Raw genomic sequence first — 17,747 nt, 5'->3', positions numbered from 1 at the left:
CCAGACACCGTCCCAGGGGGACAGACTGCGGGTTGGTGCGCGATTGTAACGACCCACTACAAGCCAATTCAAGCGTGTAAGCCCTAAGCAAGCCCGGGTTAACCCGCAATGTTTGGGCCAGAAGAGCCCTCCATCAGCGCGATTGGCGAAACATTAGCCAGATTGATGATTGCGATTCTTAAGGTCGCGCAGCTTATCGGCGATCCGGATCTCCAGGCCCCGCTCCACCGGCCGGTAAAAATCCGGCGCGGCCATGCCCTCGGGCAGGTAGTTTTCGCCTGCGGCAAACCCGCCCGACTCGTCGTGGGCGTAGCGGTAGCCTTTGCCGTAGTCCAGATCTTTCATGAGCTTGGTCGGGGCATTGCGCAGATGCATGGGCACGGGCCGTGTGCCGTCTTTCTTCACAAATGCCTTGGCTTCGTTGAAGGCTTTGTAGACAGCGTTCGACTTGGGTGCAACGGCCAGGTACACCACACACTCGGCCAACGCCAACTCACCTTCTGGTGTGCCCAGCCGCTCGTAGACATCGGCGGCATCCAGCGCCATGCGCAAGGCACGGGGATCGGCCAGCCCGATGTCTTCGCTGGCCATGCGGATGAGGCGGCGGGAGAGGTAGCGCGGCTCTGCACCACCATCGAGCATGCGCACAAACCAATACAGGGCGGCGTCCGGGTCGGAGCCGCGTATGCTTTTGTGCAGCGCACTGATGGTGTCGTAAAACTGCTCGCCGCCTTTGTCGTACCGGCGCATGCGCTCGCCCAGCACACGCATGAGCCATTCGTCCGTCACTTCCTCCAGTTTTTCACGGGTGGCGGCCACGGCCAGCGTCTCCAGCGTGTTGAGCAATCGCCGGGCATCGCCATCGGCATAAGCGATCAGGCGATCGGCTGCTGCCGTTTGCACCGCAGGGATCGCCCCCAGTGCCTGGGCCCGCGCAAACAATTGGCGCAGATCTTCTTCACCCAGGGGCTGGAGCACATACACCGCGGCACGCGAAAGCAAAGCCGAATTGACTTCGAAGGACGGGTTCTCGGTGGTCGCACCGATGAAAGTGAAGAGGCCACTCTCCACATGCGGCAAGAAGGCGTCTTGCTGGTTTTTGTTGAAACGGTGCACCTCGTCCACAAACACGATGGTGCGCTGGGCCATCAGCCCGGCGCGGGCGAGCTCGGCCTTGTCCACCGCTTCGCGAATGTCTTTGACACCGCCCAACACCGCGCTGATGGTGATGAACTGGGCGTCAAACGCCGTGGCCATCAGGCGCGCAATGGTCGTCTTGCCCACGCCTGGCGGGCCCCACAGGATGCAACTGTGGGGCTGCCCCGACTCGAAGGCCAGCCGCAAAGCCATGCCCTCTCCGAGCACATGCCGCTGACCAATCACCTCGGACAGCTCGCGCGGCCGGAGCCGCTCGGCCAGGGGCTGGTGCCCCGGTGGCGATGAAGCGGCGCTCACAGCTTCAGGGCCGGATGACGTCGGCACCTGCGGGCGGCTGGAAGCGAAAGCGCTCGGCCTTGAGCGGCACATTGCCCTTCCAGTCAGCGAAGGTCAGCACCGAGCGTTGCCCCAGGCTGTCCACGATCTGAAGCTCAGCCAACTGACCCGAGCGAAATCCCACGCGCACGCTCTTCAGCTGGCCATCAGACTGGCGCGGTTTCGCGTCCACCCATTCGATGCCTTCAGACGCGGGCGCAGACTGCAGATCAAACGCCTGACCCAGACCCTTGAGATCGGTACCCGAGGCAATCAGGGCCGCGGGTGTGCTGCCGAGCACGTCTTTTTGCTGGCGGGCTGTGACCTGGTTGAGATCCACGTCATACAGCCACAGGGTCTCTCCATCGGCGACGATGGTTTGCTCAAACGGTTTGGTGTACTCAAAACGGAACCGGCCTGGGCGCAAGAACTCGAAGCGCCCGCTCGACGTTTTGGTGCGTGCCACGGTTTCCTTGGCCCTTTTGGGCGAGGTCACCACCTGGGTGAAGCTGGACTGTGCGCTGCTCACCTCGCGCAGGAATTGATCCAGCTCGGCGAGACCGTCTGCACGGGCAGGCAAAACAGCGAAGACCAGCGCGGCGGAAGTGGCCACGGCGGGCAGGTATCGAAGAAACAGATTCATGTGTGTTCAGAGTCGGTACCAGCCGACGAGGTTCCATTGGTCCGGCAAAGGCAGTCCAGACGCATCATTCCTGGCGCGACGGCACCAGAATGTCGCGTTGCCCGCTGGAGGTGAGCGCACTGACCATGCCCGCATTCTCCATCTCTTCCAGCAAGCGCGCCGCGCGGTTGTAGCCAATCTTGAGCTTGCGCTGTACGTAAGAAATGCTGGCTTTGCGGTCTTTGAGCACGATCTCAACCGCCTGGTCGTACAGCGCATCTTTTTCGCTGTTGTCGCCACCTTCGCCAAAGACATCGCCGCCCTCGCCGTCACCGCCCAGATTGCTTTCCAGCACCCCATCGATGTAGTTGGGCTCACCGCCTTGCTGTTTCAGGTAGGCCACCACGCGGTGCACCTCTTCATCGCTGACAAAAGCACCATGCACCCGAACAGGGAAGCCGGTGCCCGATGGCAAATACAGCATGTCGCCCATGCCCAGCAGGCTCTCAGCGCCCATCTGATCCAGGATGGTGCGGCTGTCGATCTTGCTGCTGACCTGGAAACTCAGGCGGGTGGGGATGTTGGCCTTGATCAAACCCGTGATCACGTCAACGCTGGGGCGCTGGGTGGCCAGAATCAAATGGATACCGGCCGCGCGGGCCTTCTGGGCCAGGCGCGCAATCAGCTCCTCGATTTTTTTGCCCACCACCATCATCAGGTCGGCCAGCTCGTCGATCACCACCACGATATACGGCAGGCGCTCCAGCGGCTCCGGCTGCTCCGGCGTAAGGCTGAAGGGGTTGCCGATGCTCTCGCCGCGGGCCTTGGCTTCGTCGATTTTGGTGTTGTAGCCGGCCAGGTTGCGCACACCCATCTTGCTCATGAGCTTGTAGCGTTTCTCCATCTCACCCACGCACCAGTTCAGGCCGTTGGCCGCGTGCTTCATGTCGGTCACCACAGGGGCCAGCAGGTGCGGAATGCCTTCGTAGACGCTCATCTCCAGCATCTTGGGGTCGATCAGCAGCAGTCGCACGTCCTTGGCATCGGCCTTGTAGAGCAGCGACAGGATCATGGCGTTGATACCGACCGATTTGCCCGAGCCCGTGGTACCTGCCACCAGGCAGTGGGGCATCTTGGCGAGATCGGCCACCACCGGCAAGCCACTGATGTCTTTGCCCAGACCCATGGTCAGCATGGAGCGCGCATCGTTGTACACGGACGAACCCAGGATCTCGCTCAGCTTGATGGTCTGCCGCTTGGCATTGGGCAGCTCCAGCGCCATCAGGTTTTTACCCGGGATGGTCTCGATCACGCGAACCGAAATCAAAGACAGCGAGCGCGCCAGATCGCGCCCCAGATTCACGATCTGCGAGCCCTTCACCCCTGTGGCAGGTTCAATCTCGTAGCGCGTGATCACAGGCCCCGGCGCAGCCGCCACCACACGCACTTCAACACCAAAGTCTTTGAGCTTTTTCTCAATCAGGCGGCTGGTCATCTCCAGCGTCTGGTGGTCCACCCCTGCCTGGTGCGTCGGCGCGGCATCGAGCAGATCCACTTGTGGCAACTTGCTGTCGGGCATTTCGGTGAACAGCGGTTTCTGGCGCTCCTTGGCCACCCTGTCGCTCTTGGGTACCTCAATGACCGTGGGCTCGATAAAGACCGGGGTCGGATGCTGTTCTTCGATCTCGACCCGCTCGACCTTCACCCCCTCCTCGCGTTCGCGGGCGGCTTTTTCGCCAATGCGCTGATCTTCGACCGCTTCGCGCTTTTCGCGGCGGGATTCGAACCAGCCGTCAAAACGCACGCCAATGTGCTCAGCCCAGTGGCCCCAAGAGAATCCGAAGACCCGGGGCGCAGAGACCACCAGCAAAGCCAGCATCGCCAACGCCGAGCCGGTGAACCCCAGCCAGCGCATGGCACCAGGGCCCAGCAATTCGCCCAGAACGCCACCCGAAGCACCCGGCAGCAGGTGTTCCAGCCGGTACAGGCGGCTCCATTCCAGCACGCCGCTGGCACACAGCAACACCAGCAAAGCCACGGCAAAACCGGCCCGCCGCGCCCACGTTTGCTCCCACCAGCGCTCGGGTTCTGCCGCCTTGGCCTTGTTTTTGTTCTTTTTCAGGGGTACTGGCTGCACGCGCAAGCGCCCTGCCAGGGTAGACAGCCAGGCGCGCGTGCTGGCGAAGAAACACCACCAGACCGACCAGCCCAAGAGGTAATAACCACCATCGGCCAGCAAGGCACCCAGGCGCCCGCCCCAGTTGCCCACTTCAAGGTGAGTCCCGGTGGTGCTCCAGGCAGGATCCGTGGGGGAATAGCTGAGCATGGCCAACAGCCAGAAAGCCAGCGCGGCAGCGCCCAGCACCAGCGCAATTTCCTGCGCAAAGCGGCTCAGGCCGCTGGGCCCCGCAGAGTCGCGGTCAGCGTTGAGGGTGTTCAGTGAATACGTCATAAACCTCGGTCGATACGAGGCACAAGCTTACCCCATCAACACCGGCACAAAGCCCGCGAGCCCCCCCCCTGTTACCTTGGGACTGCGCCAACGGTGCCCAGGCGGGCCACAGACCTCAACCCAGGGAGTTGAGGCGGTCTTTGACGAGAGTGGAGCCGTCTTCTGCCAATTCGATGAAACCCCGGTCTTCGAGGTCCTTCATGACGCGGCTGACCATCTCACGCGAGGCACCGATCATCTTGGCAACGTCCTGGCGCGACACGCGATCGCGGATCACCAGCTGGCCGTCTTTGTCGGGTTTTGCAAATTCCAGCAGGGCGCGGGCCACCCGGCCATACACGTCCATCAGGGCGAGCGACTCGATCTTTCGATCGGCATGCCGCAGGCGCTGGACCAGGCCCTTCATCACGGCATACGCCATGGAGGTGTTCTCAGGCAGGCAACGCGCAAACTCCACCCGCCCCAAGATCAGCACATCGGTCTGGATTTCGGCGCGAACCGTGGCCGAATGGGGCTGATTGTCGATCAGACTCATCTCACCCACGTAGTCGCCGGGGTTCATGGTGGCCAATATCACCTCGCGGCCACGGGCATCGGTGGTCACCACACGGGCACGCCCCGTGAGAACAATGGCCAGCATGTTGGACTTCTTGCCTTGCTCAACGATGCACTCGCCTCGCTTGTACCGTTTTTTCGTCACGGCATCCGCTACCGATTCGGCCTGCGCCTGTGTCAAGGTGGAAAACAAGGGGACCCGACGGATCAGATCCAGATTGGACAGGATGGACATGCGTGTATTCCTATGGCTGCAGAGCGCAGCGCAAAGCTCTTTCATACAATGGGATGCAACATCGCACACACCGCCAGGCGCAGCGCCTGGCCGGCGGCCCCCAAGAGGTGCGCCAGCGTGAACTCTAAACCACTCTGACCGGACACAGGTTCGAACTTTCCCCATGAAGCATTCAAAAGTACTTATTTTGGGCTCCGGACCTGCCGGATACACCGCTGCCGTTTACGCCGCACGGGCCAATCTCAACCCGGTTTTGATCACCGGCATCGCCCAGGGTGGGCAACTCATGACCACCACCGATGTGGACAACTGGCCTGCCGATGTGGATGGTGTGCAGGGCCCTGAGCTCATGCAGCGTTTCCTGGCCCATGCCGAGCGCTTCAATACAGAGATCATTTTTGATCACATCAACGCCGTGGATTTCTCCAAGCGCCCTTTTGTGCTCAAAGGCGACAGTGGTGACTACAGCTGTGACAGCCTGATCATCTGCACCGGCGCTTCCGCCAAATACCTGGGCCTGCCTTCAGAAGAGGCCTTCATGGGCAAGGGCGTGTCCGGCTGCGCCACCTGCGACGGTTTTTTCTACCGCAACGAAGTTTGCAGCGTGGTGGGCGGTGGCAACACAGCGGTGGAAGAAGCGTTGTACCTGTCCAACATCGCCAGCAAGGTTTATTTGATCCACCGCCGCGACACCTTCAAAGCCGAAGCCATCATGGTGGACAAGCTGATGGAAAAGGTGGCCGCCGGCAAGATCGAACTCAAGCTGCACAGCACGCTGGACGAGGTCTTGGGCGACAGCACCGGCGTCACGGGTGTGCGCCTGAAGAACGTGCAAACCGGTGCCACCGAAGACGTGACCGTCAAAGGCTGCTTCATCGCGATCGGCCACCAGCCCAACACCGAGCTGTTCAACGGCCAGCTGGAGATGAAAGACGGCTACATCGTCACCCAGTCGGGCCTGAAGGGCATGGCCACCATGACCAGCGTGCCCGGGGTGTTCGCCGCCGGTGACGTGCAGGATCATGTTTACCGCCAGGCCATCACCAGCGCTGGCACGGGCTGCATGGCGGCCCTGGACGCCCAGCGATTCCTGGAACAAAACGAATCCTGAAGCCGCATCCCAGCCGCTCATCAGGCCATTTAGCCAAAGCACATCGAGCGGGCTATAATCCGAGGCTCTGCGAAATTTGACGTTCACTCGAACGGCAGATCGATGCAAATGTCTCGGGTTACCGCCACCCTTTCCTGGCGAGGTGAGGCTGACATGCCAGATGCGAAAGCATCCCGGTTGTGCAGCTGTAGAAAATTGATCGGAGTGTCCTTATGGCACGCGTCTGCGACGTTACGGGCAAAAAGCCCATGGTCGGGAACAATGTTTCCCACGCCAACAACAAAACCAAGCGCCGGTTCCTGCCGAACCTGCAATACCGCCGTTTCTGGGTGGAAGCCGAAAACCGTTGGGTGCGCCTGCGCGTCTCGGGTGCAGCATTGCGCCTGATCGACAAAAAGGGCATCGAAACTGTGCTCGCCGACCTGCGCGCACGCGGCCAAGCTTAAGGAGAACCGAACATGGCAACCAAAGGCACACGCGAAAAGATCAAGCTGGAATCCACTGCTGGAACCGGCCACTTCTACACCACGACCAAAAACAAAAAGACCACGCCGGACAAGATGCTGATCAAGAAATTTGATCCTAAAGCCCGCAAGCACGTGGACTACAAAGAGATCAAGCTGAAGTAATTCGGCGCGACTCTCCCCAAAAAACCCGCTGCGAACCAGCGGGTTTTTTGTTGTCCGCTCTGCGCCCGCCTGTCTCGGCTGCCCCCTGTGAGATACCGAGCCGTCCATGCCCTGTGCCCGTCGGCCTACTCCACAGCGCACGAAGCCTCATTCTGTGAAGGGCACCCCTGACGCTGCGCCATCCGTGCGCTCGACCCAGGCCAACCAGGCAAAAAAGAGCCCGCTCATTGGCGGGCTTTCAGGATCAAATCCCAGTGAGGCGGTCAACCCAAGCGGCAGTCGTTCCGGTTCAGCCAGGCCGCCAGCATCGCCCCCTCTAAGTGATTAGAGCACCGCAAGCATGGGTTTCTTGTCCTGAGGTAGCGGCCGCACTCGGCGCACCCGTCTTCACCGAGAACGCCGTCGATCCGGCTCTGCCGGTCGGCCAGCGCTGCCCCCTTGGGGGGTGACGGCCCGAGCATCGGGCCGGCGCAGGCGTGGGCTAATTCAAGCGTGAGCGGACCGCAAGCGGATCGAAAAATCGCGCAAGGCAGCGATCCCGCTTTCTTCGGCCCGGCGGCACCAGGCCTGCAGATCGCCTGCGAGCTGCTCGCGCGTGGCCGTGGTGCTGGACCACAGGGCGCGCAGTTCTTCGCGCATGGTGACCATTTTGTCGAGCACCGGGTGCTCGGCGCGCACCTGCGCCAAGTGGGGCCTCACGCTGGCAGGCACCTTCGCTTCATCGCGGTGCAGCCAGCGGCGTGCTGCGGCCATGACGGCCACATCGCCCCGGCGGGGTTGCAGCGCCTGCATTTCACGTTTGCAAGCGGCACGCATTTCACGCGCATAGCCGGCCATCACTTCGTAGCGGTTGGCAATGATGGCTTCCAGCGTCTTTTCATCGGCCACAGCGCGCACATCGCCATAGGCCATCTTGGGTGGCGTCTTCTTGACCTTGGCCAAGCCCACCATTTCCATCATGCGGATGTACATCCAGCCAATGTCGAACTCGTAGGGCTTGACGGACAGCTTGGCCGAGGTCGGGTAGGTGTGGTGGTTGTTGTGCAGCTCCTCGCCGCCAATCAGGATGCCCCAGGGGGAGATGTTCGTGCTGGCGTCGGTCGCTTCGAAGTTGCGGTAGCCCCAGTAGTGGGCGGCCCCGTTGATGATGCCAGCGGCGGTGATCGGTATCCAGGCCATCTGCACGGCCCAGATGGACATGCCGACCACGCCAAACAGCGCGAGGTTGATGACCATCATCACGGCCACGCCCTGCCATGAGAAGCGCGTGTACAGGTTGCGCTCGATCCAGTCATCGGGGGTACCGTGGCCGTAACGGGCCATTGTTTCGAGGTTTTTCGACTCTTTGCGGTACAGCTCGGCACCGGTGAACAACACAGTCTTGATGCCGTGCACATGGGGGCTGTGGGGATCTTCGGCCTGCTCGCACTTGGCGTGGTGCTTGCGGTGGATTGCCGCCCATTCTTTGGTCACCTGGCCGGTGGTCAACCACAGCCAGAAGCGGAAGAAGTGCGACACGATCGGATGCAGGTCCAGCGAGCGGTGGGCTTGATGGCGGTGCAGGTAGATGGTGACACTGGCAATGGTGATGTGGGTGAGCACCAGCGTGACGATGATCACTTGCCACCACGTGGCGCGCGTCAGGCCGTTGGCCAGAAAATCCATCAGGCCAAACCACAGATCGGACCAGGTACCGAAATCGCTTGCAATCATTGAGTTCCTATTCAGCCGCCCTCTTGGGCGCCAATCATCAACCGGCCCCATGCGCTGACAAGCAGCGACGGGCAACAGGGTATTTTAAGGCTGAGGGGCCTTTTCACCAACCTTTGGACACACCCCTCCAGCTATGTTGCCAGCAACAAATCGCCGTGAGCGTGGGAAAAACCACTCTTCACGCGGTCTTTTTCTGCCAAACCGCGGCAAAAAATCCATCTGTGCCGTGGCGGTGTGGCCACAAACGCAGACAAGACTGGCCGTCCGCGTCCACGGTCAGCGTCTCAGCCCCCGAGACTTGGGCACTTTCCAGCAGCGCCTTCACATCGACTGGTTCGAAATCAGGATGCGCTTGGCCAAAAGCCTGCGCCACGGATTCGTTTTCTTCCCGCAACAGGCTGCAAGTGGCGTAAACCAATCGGCCGCCGGGCTTGAGCAATCGGACCGCACTGTTCAGGATGGCTTGCTGGAGCTCCACTTGGGCGGCCACGGTTTCCGGCGTTTGACGCCATTTGAGATCGGGGCTGCGCCGCAAAGTTCCCAGACCCGAACAGGGCGCATCCACCAGCACACGGTCGATCTTGCCTGCGAGGCGCTTGATGCGGTCGTCGCGCTCGTGGGCAATGGCGACCGGATGCACGTTGGACAAGCCACTGCGCGCCAGCCGGGGCTTGAGCGCATCCAGACGGTGGGCCGAGGTGTCAAAGGCATAGAGCCGGCCGCTGTTGCGCATGGCCGCACCGATGGCCAAGGTCTTGCCGCCGGCGCCGGCGCAAAAATCCACCACCATTTCGCCCCGCTTGGCATCCATCAGCAACGCCAGCAGCTGCGAGCCTTCGTCTTGTACCTCCACATCGCCCTGTACGAACGAAGGCGTTTTGGCCAAAGAGGGTTTGCCCTGCAACCGGATACCCATAGGGGAATAGGGCGTGGGCTCGCAAGCCAACCCGGCCAGACGCAAATCGGCCAACACCGCTTCCCGCTTCTTTTTGAACAGGTTGACGCGCAAGTCCAGCGCGGCCATGTGGTTCAAACTGGCCACAAGCGCATCAAACTCATCCCCCACTTGCGCCTTCAGTGCAGAGGCCAGCCATTCGGGCAGGTTGTGGCGATGGGGCGCCATCAACTCATTGTCTGAGGCATTCAGGCAGTTATCGAGCCAGGTCTTTTCCTGATCGGTCAGCGCGCTCTTGAGGAAATCGCGATCGCCGGGAAACCCCAGGATCGAGAGCTTGCGCCACTTGGACCCGCTGCCCGAGCGGGCAAACCATTCAAATTTCAGGCGCTCGCGCAAGGCGGCGTAAACCGTGTCTGACAGCGTGGCGCGCTCGCGAGACCCCAGCGAGCGGTGTTCGCGAAAGTACCGCGACACCACGGCATCCGCCGGGTGATCAAACTTAAAAACCTGTTCCATGAGGCCGGCGCATTCGTCCAGCAGAGCTTTTGGGTGCATATGGGTATTGTCGCCTCTGGATAGGCGATCTCCCTGCGAGCGATAATCTAAGGTTATGTCCGATATTGCCCAACAAGTGCGCCGCCGGCGCACCTTCGCCATCATTTCACACCCCGACGCGGGTAAGACCACGCTCACGGAAAAGCTGCTGCTTTTCTCGGGCGCGATCAACATTGCCGGCAGCGTGAAAGCCCGCAAGGCGGCGCGGCACGCCACGTCCGACTGGATGGAAATCGAGAAGCAACGGGGCATTTCGGTGGCGTCTTCGGTGATGCAGATGGAATACCGCGACTGCGTGATCAACCTGCTCGATACCCCCGGCCACCAGGACTTCTCGGAAGACACCTACCGCGTGCTGACCGCGGTGGACGCGGCCCTGATGGTGATTGACGCAGGCAATGGCGTGGAACCCCAAACCCGGCGCCTGCTGCAGGTCTGCCGGGCGCGCAACACGCCCATTCTCACGTTCGTCAACAAGATGGACCGCGAAGTCCAGGCGCCGCTCGACCTGATGGACGAAATTGAGCGGGAACTGGGCATGACGGTGGTGCCCTTCACCTGGCCCGTGGGCATGGGCAAGACCTTCCGCGGTGTGTTCGACCGCCGCACCGACCAGATGCGCGTGTTCAGCGCTGGCGAAGACCGCCGCGGCGGTGAAGAGGAAGTGCTCTCCGGACTGGGCAATCCCCAAAGCTTGAAACGCTTTGGCAGCGATTTTGAGCAAGCCAAAGAAGAGCTGGAGCTGGTGGCTGGCGCATCCACCTCCTTTGACAGAACCGAATTCCTGGCGGGCCGCCAGACGCCCATGTTCTTCGGATCGGCCGTCAACAACTTTGGCGTGCGTGAAGTGCTGGACGCGCTGGTTGATCTGGCGCCACCGCCCGGCGAGCGGCCTGCGATGCAGCGCGTGGTCAAGCCCGAAGAGCCCAAATTCACGGGCGTGGTGTTCAAGATCCAGGCCAACATGGACCCGGCCCACCGCGACCGCATTGCCTTCGTGCGCCTGGCCAGCGGTCACTTTGTGCGGGGCATGAAGATCAAGGTGGTGCGCTCGGGCAAAGAAATGCGGCCCAACACCGTGGTGTCGTTCCTGTCCCAGCGCCGCGAGTTGCTGGACGAAGCCTTTGCGGGCGACATCATCGGTATTCCCAACCACGGTGTGCTCCAGCTCGGCGACACGTTGACCGAAGGCGAGACCCTGCAATTCACCGGCCTGCCGTTTTTCGCGCCCGAGATCATCCGCAGCGTGGAGGTGGCCGATCCCCTGCGCAGCAAGCAGCTGCGCGCAGGTCTGACCCAGCTGGGCGAAGAAGGCGCGATCCAGGTGTTCCGCCCCGTGGCAGGCTCGGTGCTGCTCCTGGGCGCTGTGGGACAGCTGCAGTTTGAAGTGGTGGCCCACCGCCTGGAACACGAATACGGTGTCAAGGCCCGCATCATGGGCAGCCCTTATCAAGTGGCGCGCTGGGTGACCTGCGCGCCCGAAGATGGCGGTGAAATCGAGCTCAAGAAGTTCATCGACGCCAACAGCCACCGCGTGGCCCTGGATGCGGTGGATGCGCCCACGCTGCTGGTAGACCACGTTGCCACCTTGCGCGCGGTCGAGGCCAACTGGCCCAAGATCAAGTTCCACGCCATGCGCGAGCACGCGGGCCTGGTGTTCCATCAAAAAGGCGTCTGAAAGACCCCATGAAGCTGTTTGCCCCCCTGTACGAGCGAGCCATGCAATGGGCCCGTCACCGCCACGCCCCCTGGTATCTGGGTGGCATAAGTTTCGCCGAGTCGTCTTTCTTCCCCATCCCGCCCGATGTGATGCTCATCCCGATGAGCCTGGCCCACCCCGACAAAGCCTGGCGCCTGGCCTGGATCACCACCGTGTGTTCTCTGGTCGGCGGCCTGTTTGGCTATGCCATCGGGGCCTGGGCCTTTTCTTCGATCGAGCCCTGGCTGCAGAACAGCCATTACTGGGGCGCCTATTCCCAGGCCCTGGCCTGGTTCCAGGAGTGGGGCGTGGTTGCGGTTCTGATCGCCGGGTTTTCACCCATCCCCTACAAGGTCTTCACGATCGCAGCGGGGGTGTTGTCCATGGCTTTGCTGCCCTTTGCGGTGGCTTCGTTCGTCGGCCGAGGCGCGCGCTTCTTCCTGGTGGCCGGGCTGATGCGCTGGGGCGGTGCACGCATGGAAGCCCAACTGCGGCGGCACATCGACATGATTGGCTGGGCTTCCGTGGCCCTGGTGGTTGTGGGTGTCGCCCTTTACTACGCGCTGCGCTGATCCATTCAAGAGCGCCCCAGCAACCCCTGAAGAACGCTTCAGCCCGCAGCGATCAACGCTTCGACGGCCTGAGGGTAGAGGCGGTGCTCCTGGCTGAGCACCCGGCTGGCGAGGGCATCGGCCGTGTCACCTGGCATCACCGGCACCACCGCCTGCGCCAGGATGGCCCCATGGTCCAGCTCCGCCGTGACACGGTGCACCGTGGCGCCGGCAAAGCGGCAACCCGCGTCAATGGCGCGCTGGTGGGTGTGCAAGCCGGTGAACGCGGGCAACAAACTGGGGTGGATGTTGACCAGGCGCCCCTCGTAGTGCGCCACAAAACCCGGCGTGAGAATGCGCATGAACCCGGCGAGCACCACCAGCGCAGGTGAATGGGTGTCCACCTGCGCCATCAGGGCCGCATCAAAAGCCTCCCGTGTGGGGTAGGCTCGGTGATCCAGCGCGGCACAGGCCAGCCCCTGGCTGCGCGCCCAGATGAGGCCGCCCGCATCGGCCTTGTTGCTGATCACGGCCGTTACGGCAGCGCCATGGCGCTCCAGCCAGCGGCGCTGGCGCGAAGCATCGACGATGGCGGCCATGTTGGAGCCACCGCCGGAAATCAAGATCACAATGTTTTTCTGGTTCACGCCAACATTCCTACTGAGGCAAGAAGTGTAATGACCCCTGACACCCCATCCCCCCGCCGCCACGACTTTCAGCAACGCCCCCTGTCCGACATCGAAGCCCGCATCCTCGGCACGCTGATGGAGAAGGCCCGCACCGTCCCCGACAGCTACCCGCTCACCTTCAACAACCTGATCACTGGCTGTAACCAGAAATCCAGCCGGGAGCCGGTGATGCAGCTGGCCGATGCACTCGTGGCCGAGGCCCTGGACGAACTGCGCCAGCTCCACATGGTGTTTGAGTCCAGCGGGGGTCGTGTCACCCGCTACGAACACAATTTCTTGCGCACGGTCGGCGTGCCGGAACAATCCGCAGTTCTGCTGGGTATGCTGATGTTGCGTGGGCCCCAGACAGCGGGCGAGTTGCGGCTGAACGTCGAGCGCTGGTACAAGTTTCTCGACATCGCATCGGTGGACGCTTTTCTCGAAGAGCTGCAAGACCGCTCGGCAGAAAAAGGCGGAGCCCTGGTTGTCAAACTGCCCAAGGCGCCCGGCGCGCGCGAGCAACGCTGGGCGCACCTGTTGTGCGGCCCGGTGGACCTCAACCAACCCGTGGCCACCCACCACGCGGGTCTAAGCGCCAGCGCGACCGAGGACGACGTCATCCACCTCAGCCGGCGCGTGGCCACGCTGGAGGAAACGGTGGGTCGCCTGGAAGGACAACTGCAAAACTTGCATGAACAGCTGGGTCTGTCACAGCCCGGACAGGCATAAAACGAACGGTCGTGCGAAACTGGATGCTGACGTCGAACGGGCTACCCGTCGACCCCTGAAACAAGGAGACATCCATGGATTTGGCTTTCACCCCCGAAGAACAGGCGTTTCGCGAAGAAATTCGCGCCTGGGTCAAGGGCAACCTCCCCGAAGACCTCTCTCACAAAGTGCACAACGCCTTGCGGCTCACGCGCGATGACATGCAGCGCTGGGCCAAAATTCTGGGCAAAAAAGGCTGGCTGGGCCACGGCTGGGCCAAAGAATTTGGCGGTCCGGGCTGGACCGCCGTGCAAAAGCACCTGTTTGAAGAAGAATGCGCGCTGGCAGGCGCACCGCGCGTGGTCCCGTTTGGCCCCGTGATGGTGGCGCCGGTGATCATGGCCTTTGGCAACAAGGAGCAGCAAGAACGCTTCCTGCCCGGCATTGCCAGCGGCGAAGTCTGGTGGAGCCAGGGTTACAGCGAGCCAGGTTCGGGTTCGGACCTCGCTTCGGTGAAATGCAAGGCCGAGCGCGAAGGTGATCATTTCATCGTCAATGGCCAGAAGACCTGGACCACACTGGGCCAGTATGGCGAGTGGATCTTCTGCCTGGTGCGCACCAGCACCGAGGGCAAGCCCCAAACCGGTATCAGCTTCTTGTTGATCGATATGAAGACACCAGGCGTCACCGTGCGCCCGATCAAGCTGCTCGACGGCGAGTGCGAAGTCAACGAAGTCTGGTTTGACAACGTCAAGGTGCCCGCCAACAACCTGATTGGCGAAGAAAACAAGGGCTGGACCTACGCCAAACACCTGCTGAGCCACGAGCGCACCAACATCGCCGATGTCAACCGTGCCAAACGCGAGCTGGAGCGTCTGAAGCGCCTCGCCAAGACCGAAGGTGTGTGGGATGACGCCCGCTTCCGTGATCAGATCGCCTTGCTGGAAGTCGACATCGTGGCGCTGGAGATGCTGGTGCTGCGTGTGTTGTCGGCCGAAAAATCGGGCAAGAATTCGCTGGATATCGCCGGCCTGCTCAAGATCAAGGGCAGCGAAATTCAGCAGCGCTACAGCGAACTGATGATGCTGGCAGCCGGCCCCTTTGCCATGCCTTTCATCGAAGAAGCCATGGAAGCCGGATGGCAAGGCAACTACCCCGGCGGTGTCACCGCCAATGCCCCGCTGGCCTCCACCTTCTTCAACATGCGCAAGACCACCATCTACGGTGGCAGCAATGAAGTGCAACGCAACATCGTCGCTCAGACGGTACTTGGTTAAAGGAATTCAGACATGGACTTCGATTTTTCAGACGACCAGGAACAATTGCGCGATGCCTGCGCCAAATGGGTCGAAAAAGGCTACAGCTTCGAACGCCGCCGCGCCACCGTGGCGGCTGGTGGGTTTGACCGCAAGGCCTACAACGAAATGGCTGAGTTGGGCCTGACCGGCCTCTACGTGCCCGAAGACCTCGGCGGCATGGGCATGGGCCCGGTCGAAGGCATGGTCACGCTGCAGGAGCTGGGCCGTGGCATCGTGATCGAGCCTCTGACCCAAGCACTCATCGCGGGTGCTGTGCTCGCGGGCTATGCCCCCGACGCTGTCAAGGCCGACTGGTGCGGCAAAGTCGCCTCGGGCGAGGCGCTGGTGGTGCTGGCCCATACCGAGCGCGGCCTGCGCTACCGGACCGACAGCTGCAAGGCCTCGGCGACGCAAAACGGCGAGAGCTGGGCGCTGACCGGCGACAAAAACGTCGTGCCCGTGGGTGACCAGGCCGATGCGTTTCTGGTGCCCGCCATGGCCAACGGCAAGATGGCCATGTTCCTCGTGGAGCGCAGCGCCAAAGGCGTGAGCGCCAACGGATACGGCACGCAAGACGGTGGGCGGGCAGCTGAGGTGTCGCTGAAAGACGCGCCCGCCACGCTCGTCACCCTGGACGGCCAGACCGCACTGGAACACGCCATTGACATCGGCATCGCCGCCACCTGCGCGGAAGCCGTCGGCGTGATGGACCAGACGCTGGCCATCACCGTGGACTACATGAACACCCGCAAGCAATTCGGTGTGGTCATTTCCAGCTTCCAGGCGCTGCGCCACCGTGTGGCCGACATGAAGATGCAGCTGGAGCTGGCACGCTCCATGAGCTACTACGCTTCATTGAAGCTCAACGCCCCCACCAACGAACGCCGCGCCGCCATGGCGCGCGCCAAGGTGCAACTGGGCAACTCGATGCGCCTGGTGGCCAAAGACGCGGTGCAGCTGCACGGCGGCATCGGTGTGACCGACGAGTACATCGTGAGCCACTACTTCAAGAAGCTGACGCAGATGGAAATCGCATTTGGCGACACCATGCACCATTTGGGAGAGGTGTCCAGCCGCATGCAGGACACAGCGGGCGTCTTCGCCTGATTCCCCTCTCCCTCTCACCGGCCCGCTCTCTGCGGGCCGAGTTGTTTTTGGCACCCAAAAAAAACGATCTGGAGACACGCATGACCACCCGCCGCCACCTTTTTGCCCTGGTTGCCAGCAGCCTGCTGCTGGGCGCCTGCGCCACCGCGCCACAAGGCGCCAACCAGCCACCCATTGTGTTCGTGCACGGCAATGGCGACTCCGCCGCCATCTGGCAGAGCACGGTGTGGCGCTTCGAATCCAACGGCTGGCCGAGCGAACGGTTGCACGCCATTGACCTGCCCTACCCGCTGGCGCGCGACGACGACAGCAAAGCACAGCCCGGTCGAACCTCGACCACCGAGCACATGGCTTACCTCAAGGCCGAAGTGGAGCAGGTCCTGAGGGCTACCGGCGCCCAACAGGTCGTGCTGGTCGCCAACTCGCGCGGCGGCAACGCGGTGCGCAACTACATCCAGAATGGCGGCGGCGACGCCACGGTGAGCCACGCTGTGCTGGGCGGTACGCCCAACCACGGGGTGTGGGCCACCAAGGGCTTGCGTGAAGCCAACGAATTTTCGGGCACAGGGCCTTTCCTGACCGCGCTGAACGCACCCAAGAACGCTGCTGGCGACGAGGTGACCGGCCCAGTGAAGTGGATGACCATCCGCTCGCACAACAACGACAAGTTCGCGCAACCCGATGGCCTGTGGATCGGTGCCAAGGGCACCCCCACCAACGTGAGCTTCGAGGGCCCGGCACTCAAGGGCGCAACCAATGCCGTGCTGCCGCGCGTGGACCACCGCGAAACGTCGTTCTCACCCGCTGCCTTTGACACCGCTTACCGCTTCATCACCGGCCAGGCGCCAAAAACGCTGAACGTGACAACGCAGGCCGCGGTGGTGTTGAACGGCAAGATCGTCGGCCTGGGCCTTGTGCCCACGGACCCGGCCAGCGGCAATTACGCCAACAACCTGCCCCTGCCGGGCGCTTTGCTGGCGGTGTACGCGACCGACCCGGCCACAGGCGAGCGAAAAGGCGCAGCCGTGCACAACACAAGGGTGGCCACCGATGGCCTGTGGGGACCGTTCACGGCACAGGCTGGCGTTCCCTATGAGTTCGTGATCAGCGCGCCGGACTACGCCACCACGCACATCTACCGCAGCCCGTTCTTGCGCAGCAGCTCGCTGATTCACTTGCGTGCCGAGCGGGCCGCTGCCGCCGACAAGGATGCCAAATCCACCGTCACCTTCAACCGCCCGCGCGGCTACTTTGACGCAGAACGCGACAAGATGGTCTTTGACGGCAAAACCCTGCCCGGCGTGCCAGCCACCGGCGCAGGTGTGTCAAGCTCGAAGATCCAGCTGATGGAAGACGGCGCTCGCGCGATTTCGGCAGAGTTCAACGGCGAGAAAATCACGGGTCGATCTTGGCCCGCTGCTGAAAATCACTTGGTCATTCTTGAGCTGACCAACTGAAATGGCCGCCGGGGTG

Annotated in this window: 16 protein-coding genes; 9 read left to right on the top strand and 7 right to left on the bottom strand. The window is 62.2% G+C overall.

Annotated elements, in window-relative coordinates; genetic code table 11:
- Nucleotides 1-153 precede the first annotated feature (153 nt).
- The 4 genes from E5678_RS21765 to E5678_RS21750 form a co-directional block, all read right to left on the bottom strand.
- Nucleotides 154-1,455, bottom strand: a complete 1,302-nt coding sequence (locus E5678_RS21765) for a replication-associated recombination protein A (protein WP_247596859.1) — start codon at nt 1,453-1,455, stop codon at nt 154-156.
- Between the two features lie 4 nt (nt 1,456-1,459).
- Nucleotides 1,460-2,116: an outer membrane lipoprotein chaperone LolA gene (lolA, locus tag E5678_RS21760; protein WP_136180469.1), complete on the bottom strand. Its 657-nt coding sequence runs from the start codon at nt 2,114-2,116 to the stop codon at nt 1,460-1,462.
- Nucleotides 2,117-2,180: 64 nt separating this feature from the next.
- Nucleotides 2,181-4,547, bottom strand: a complete 2,367-nt coding sequence (locus E5678_RS21755; protein ID WP_136180468.1) for a DNA translocase FtsK — start codon at nt 4,545-4,547, stop codon at nt 2,181-2,183.
- Nucleotides 4,548-4,662: 115 nt separating this feature from the next.
- A complete protein-coding gene (locus E5678_RS21750; RefSeq protein ID WP_136180467.1) occupies nt 4,663-5,337 on the bottom strand; it encodes a Crp/Fnr family transcriptional regulator in 675 nt (224 codons plus the stop codon).
- Between the two features lie 163 nt (nt 5,338-5,500).
- Here E5678_RS21750 and trxB point away from each other — a divergent pair, with 163 nt between their 5' ends.
- From trxB to rpmG, 3 genes are all read left to right on the top strand, one after another.
- Nucleotides 5,501-6,448, top strand: coding sequence for a thioredoxin-disulfide reductase (gene trxB / locus E5678_RS21745; RefSeq protein WP_136180466.1), 948 nt, complete (start codon nt 5,501-5,503; stop codon nt 6,446-6,448).
- Between the two features lie 212 nt (nt 6,449-6,660).
- Entirely contained in the window at nt 6,661-6,894 is a 234-nt protein-coding gene (gene rpmB, locus E5678_RS21740; RefSeq protein WP_136180465.1) for a 50S ribosomal protein L28, read from the top strand.
- Between the two features lie 12 nt (nt 6,895-6,906).
- Complete coding sequence (gene rpmG, locus E5678_RS21735; RefSeq protein WP_066088635.1) at nt 6,907-7,077, top strand: 50S ribosomal protein L33; 171 nt, start codon at nt 6,907-6,909, stop codon at nt 7,075-7,077.
- Nucleotides 7,078-7,563: 486 nt separating this feature from the next.
- Here rpmG and E5678_RS21730 read toward each other — a convergent pair whose 3' ends face one another.
- Both E5678_RS21730 and E5678_RS21725 read right to left on the bottom strand, forming a co-directional pair.
- Nucleotides 7,564-8,790: a fatty acid desaturase gene (locus E5678_RS21730; protein WP_136180464.1), complete on the bottom strand. Its 1,227-nt coding sequence runs from the start codon at nt 8,788-8,790 to the stop codon at nt 7,564-7,566.
- A gap of 178 nt (nt 8,791-8,968) precedes the next feature.
- Nucleotides 8,969-10,243: an RsmB/NOP family class I SAM-dependent RNA methyltransferase gene (locus E5678_RS21725; protein ID WP_136180463.1), complete on the bottom strand. Its 1,275-nt coding sequence runs from the start codon at nt 10,241-10,243 to the stop codon at nt 8,969-8,971.
- 55 nt (nt 10,244-10,298) lie between these two features.
- Here E5678_RS21725 and E5678_RS21720 point away from each other — a divergent pair, with 55 nt between their 5' ends.
- Together E5678_RS21720 and E5678_RS21715 are read left to right on the top strand one after the other, a co-directional pair.
- A complete protein-coding gene (locus E5678_RS21720) occupies nt 10,299-11,921 on the top strand; it encodes a peptide chain release factor 3 (protein ID WP_136180462.1) in 1,623 nt (540 codons plus the stop codon).
- 8 nt (nt 11,922-11,929) lie between these two features.
- The gene (locus tag E5678_RS21715) at nt 11,930-12,514 is read left to right on the top strand and encodes a YqaA family protein (RefSeq protein WP_136180461.1); all 585 of its coding nucleotides are present in this window, start codon (nt 11,930-11,932) and stop codon (nt 12,512-12,514) included.
- A gap of 38 nt (nt 12,515-12,552) precedes the next feature.
- Here the strand turns inward: E5678_RS21715 and purN are convergent, their stop codons facing one another.
- Nucleotides 12,553-13,092: a phosphoribosylglycinamide formyltransferase gene (gene purN / locus E5678_RS21710; RefSeq protein ID WP_136180915.1), complete on the bottom strand. Its 540-nt coding sequence runs from the start codon at nt 13,090-13,092 to the stop codon at nt 12,553-12,555.
- Nucleotides 13,093-13,170: 78 nt separating this feature from the next.
- On the opposite strand from purN, the gene E5678_RS21705 reads away from it, so the two are divergent.
- The 4 genes from E5678_RS21705 (at nt 13,171) to E5678_RS21690 (ending at nt 17,731) form a co-directional block, all read left to right on the top strand.
- Nucleotides 13,171-13,890 carry a YceH family protein gene (locus tag E5678_RS21705; RefSeq protein WP_136180460.1) on the top strand — a complete coding sequence of 240 codons (720 nt, stop codon included), beginning with the start codon at nt 13,171-13,173 and terminating at the stop codon, nt 13,888-13,890.
- Between the two features lie 74 nt (nt 13,891-13,964).
- The gene (locus E5678_RS21700) at nt 13,965-15,146 is read left to right on the top strand and encodes an acyl-CoA dehydrogenase family protein (protein ID WP_136180459.1); all 1,182 of its coding nucleotides are present in this window, start codon (nt 13,965-13,967) and stop codon (nt 15,144-15,146) included.
- A 12-nt stretch (nt 15,147-15,158) separates the two neighbouring features.
- The gene (locus E5678_RS21695; protein ID WP_136180458.1) at nt 15,159-16,274 is read left to right on the top strand and encodes an acyl-CoA dehydrogenase family protein; all 1,116 of its coding nucleotides are present in this window, start codon (nt 15,159-15,161) and stop codon (nt 16,272-16,274) included.
- Between the two features lie 80 nt (nt 16,275-16,354).
- The gene (locus E5678_RS21690) at nt 16,355-17,731 is read left to right on the top strand and encodes an alpha/beta fold hydrolase (RefSeq protein ID WP_136180457.1); all 1,377 of its coding nucleotides are present in this window, start codon (nt 16,355-16,357) and stop codon (nt 17,729-17,731) included.
- Nucleotides 17,732-17,747 lie beyond the last annotated feature (16 nt).

The sequence above is a fragment of the Hydrogenophaga sp. PAMC20947 genome, from assembly GCF_004795855.1.
Lineage (GTDB): Bacteria > Pseudomonadota > Gammaproteobacteria > Burkholderiales > Burkholderiaceae_C > Hydrogenophaga.
Note: the sequence above shows the minus strand (reverse complement) of the source record. Positions and strands in the feature narration are given on the sequence as shown.